This window comes from Vibrio sp. 2134-1, assembly GCF_033339495.1.
In genome coordinates this window covers 1-843 of record NZ_JAWOUS010000252.1, presented here as the reverse complement: position 1 = coordinate 843, position 843 = coordinate 1, and the positions used below count along the sequence as shown (strand labels likewise).

The following is an 843-nucleotide window of genomic DNA, read 5'->3' as shown; positions in this document are numbered from 1 at the left end:
GCAGCAACTGCTTCGCTATCGCGCTGTTGAGATACTGTCGAATCTGCAATCGTCTCAGTGAGCGAGCTTAAGTTTGCCATCTCTTGACGAAGCGTGTTTGAGCTATCAATCACCTGTGACACGGTCGCTTGGATTTTAGAAACAAACTCGTTAAATGCCTTGGCCAGCTGACCAATTTCATCTTGCGTATTAATTTGGATTCGTTGGCTAAGATCACCATCACCCGAAGCGATTTGCGCCATTGCGTCTTTGATGTCGTTTAATGGTTTAAGTACTGTGCGTAGCAGCAGGAACACCATGCCAAGCGCCGCTAAGATCACAACGATGATGCCCATTTCTAAAATCGATTCTGCTCGTGCAGTCGCCGCAGAAATGTCTGACTTCAACTCACCTTGCTTATCTTCGATAGCACTTTTCACGACATTGAGCTGGGCTCGAACATCAACAAATTGCTCCTCAAACGTGTTCTTGTGCTCGTTGTAGTAGCTTAGCCATTGAGATTGAGGCTTGCTCAACATCACTTCGTAACTTTGTAGCCACTTTTGACCTAAAGTCACCAGTTTTTGCACATCAGCACCGTGTGATGCAGGCATCACTCCCGCACGTGATAGCTCAATCACTTTTTCCATACGCGGCAACGCTTTGTAAGCATTGTCTTTGTACTCGTGAATGTGATGATCAATATCTGCTTGTGTTTCTGCTAAGGCAATGCCTTGAACAGCAGAAGTCGCTTGGTAGAGATCGCGGTACGCATCTTCAATCGTGAACAGGTTTGGTACGATCTGTTCATTTAAGGTGTCGCTTAATTCAGATTGCTTGCTCGTTGTCATAACATTTAATACT

General features: G+C 45.3%; 1 protein-coding gene. It reads right to left on the bottom strand.

The window, feature by feature from the left end; translation table 11 throughout:
* Nucleotides 1–843: methyl-accepting chemotaxis protein (locus R7R78_RS25275; protein ID WP_318119567.1), on the bottom strand; the 843-nt coding region annotated here is incomplete at both ends.